Raw genomic sequence first — 2,170 nt, forward strand, 5'->3', positions numbered from 1 at the left:
TCTGCGCGGCCTGCGACCGCACCCGCCTCACGGCCGACGGCCAGATACGCACCTGCCTGTTCGCCCGCGAGGAGACCGACCTGCGCGCCGCCCTGCGCTCCGGCGCCCCCGACGAGGAGATCGCCCGCATCTGGCGCCTGGCGATGTGGGGCAAGAAGGCGGGCGCGGGCCTGGACGACCCGACGTTCATCCAGCCGGACCGCCCCATGTCGGCGATCGGCGGCTGAGACCTTGGGCCTTACGCGCCCGGGGGCGTTTCCCAGTCCTCGAACTTGACGACGTCCTTCAAAAACCCCCGAACCCCGAGAAACTGCGAAAGATGCTCCCGATGCTCCTCGCACGCGAGCCACGTCTTCCGCCGCTCCGGCGTATGAATCTTCGGGTTGTTCCAGGCCAGCACCCATACGGCAGCCACACGGCAGCCCTTGGCGGAACAGATCGGGGTCTCGTCACTCACAGGTTCGTCTCACCACTGCGCAGAAAAGGCGACGCCGAGCAGCCACGGGGGGAGCTGCCCGGCGTCGGTCCGTCGCTCCGACGGGGGATGCGGAGCGCGTACGAAGTATGTCACGGGTAACCGCTTGCCGTGCACTGGAACAACATGATTGATCTGAGCTTTTACTGAGCTTGGCGCAGACCCTATTCGGGCCGTCCGCGCGCCGGATCGCCCAGGACGTCTTCGGGGACGTCTTCGGGGGCGGATTCCGGGACGGGTTCCGTGAACCCGTCGTCCTCGTCACGCGGCGGCGCGAGCATCGGCCGGGGCTGCACGGCCACGAACGTCGACGGCAGCGACGGCGCGTTCTCCCGCCCGGCGTTGGCGATCACCACCGCGATATAGGGCAGCACCGCGCCGAGCACCAACGCCACGATCGCGACGTGCCGTTCCACGTTCCAGAGCGTGGCGGCCAGGATCACCGAGACCGTACGGACCGACATCGAGATGACGTACCGGCGCTGCCGACCGCGGACGTCCTCCTGGAGGCCCTGCCGGGCTCCGGTGATCCGGAACACCTGGGCGTTACCGCCGTCACCATGCTTCCGCATCACATTCCACCATCCGCCCGCATCGGACCTCTCCCTGGCCCGTCCCAGCTCCGCACCGGTCGGGGACCGGGGCCGGACAGCCTCCACGTTACGCCGCGCCTGCGCCGCCTACGAGACCGGGTACCCGCCCTGCCTGCGCGAACGGCATCCGCAGGAGCGAGTACGGTCCACCCGACATGCGCCGTACGGCGGACCGGCCGAAACTGGGTGTAATGCTCACGTCGAGCCGTACGAGGAGGCAGCCATGGGCTGGTTGTGGGCGATCATCGTGGGATTCGTGCTGGGCCTGATCGCCAAGGCGGTCATTCCCGGTAAACAGCACATCCCCCTCTGGCTGACCACCATCCTTGGCATGCTCGGCGCCATCGCCGGCAACGCCATCGCCCGGGGCTTCGGTGTCGACGAGACGCCCGGCATCGACTGGAGCCGCCATATCTTCCAGCTCGTCGCCGCAGTCGTCATCGTCTTCCTCGGTGACATGGCGTACATGCAGCTGAAGGGCGGCAAACGGCGGGCCTGACAGACATACAGCGCAGGGGGCGGCCTCCGGTGCCGGAAGCCGCCCCCTGCACTCGCACACGGCCGCTCAGGCGCCCGTGACCTCGACCGCCGCCAGGTTCTTCTTGCCCCGGCGCAGCACCAGCCAGCGTCCGTGCAGCAGGTCCTCCTTGGCGGGAATCGCGTCCTCGGAGTCGACCTTCACGTTGTTCACGTAGGCGCCGCCCTCCTTGACCGTGCGGCGCGCCGCGGACTTGCTGGGCGCCAGGCCCACCCCGGCGAACAGGTCCACGGCGGGAGCCAGCTCGGCGACCTGGATGTGCGGCACCTCGGACAGGGCCGCGGCCAGCGTCTTGGCGTCCAGCTCGGTCAGCTCGCCCTGGCCGAAGAGAGCCTTGGATGCGGCGATCACGGCGGCCGTCTGGTCGGCGCCGTGCACCAGCGTCGTCAGCTCCTCGGCGAGGGCGCGCTGTGCGGCCCGGGCCTGCGGACGCTCCTCCGTCTGCTGCTCCAGCTCCTCCAACTCCTCACGAGACCTGAACGACAGGATCCGCATGTACGTGGAGATGTCCCGGTCGTCCATGTTCAGCCAGAACTGGTAGAACGCGTACTGGGTCGTCAGCTC

General features: G+C 68.8%; 3 protein-coding genes and 2 pseudogenes. 2 read left to right on the top strand and 3 right to left on the bottom strand.

The window, feature by feature from the left end; translation table 11 throughout:
* A pseudogene (locus tag ACTWQJ_RS50570) lies at positions 1 to 227 on the top strand (GTP 3',8-cyclase MoaA); the annotation flags it as partial.
* 11 nt (positions 228 to 238) lie between these two features.
* Here ACTWQJ_RS50570 and ACTWQJ_RS50575 read toward each other — a convergent pair.
* Both ACTWQJ_RS50575 and ACTWQJ_RS50580 read right to left on the bottom strand, forming a co-directional pair.
* A complete protein-coding gene (locus tag ACTWQJ_RS50575; RefSeq protein WP_443313071.1) occupies positions 239 to 457 on the bottom strand; it encodes a hypothetical protein in 219 nt (72 codons plus the stop codon).
* 182 nt (positions 458 to 639) lie between these two features.
* Positions 640 to 1,047: a DUF3099 domain-containing protein gene (locus ACTWQJ_RS50580; RefSeq protein WP_443313072.1), complete on the bottom strand. Its 408-nt coding sequence runs from the start codon at positions 1,045 to 1,047 to the stop codon at positions 640 to 642.
* Positions 1,048 to 1,291: 244 nt separating this feature from the next.
* Here ACTWQJ_RS50580 and ACTWQJ_RS50585 point away from each other — a divergent pair, with 244 nt between their 5' ends.
* A complete protein-coding gene (locus tag ACTWQJ_RS50585) occupies positions 1,292 to 1,567 on the top strand; it encodes a GlsB/YeaQ/YmgE family stress response membrane protein (RefSeq protein ID WP_443313073.1) in 276 nt (91 codons plus the stop codon).
* 66 nt (positions 1,568 to 1,633) lie between these two features.
* Here ACTWQJ_RS50585 and ACTWQJ_RS50590 read toward each other — a convergent pair.
* Positions 1,634 to 2,170, bottom strand: a pseudogene (locus ACTWQJ_RS50590) (tyrosine--tRNA ligase); the annotation flags it as partial.

The sequence above is a fragment of the Streptomyces sp. KR55 genome, from assembly GCF_052245645.1.
GTDB lineage: Bacteria > Actinomycetota > Actinomycetes > Streptomycetales > Streptomycetaceae > Streptomyces > Streptomyces flavusporus.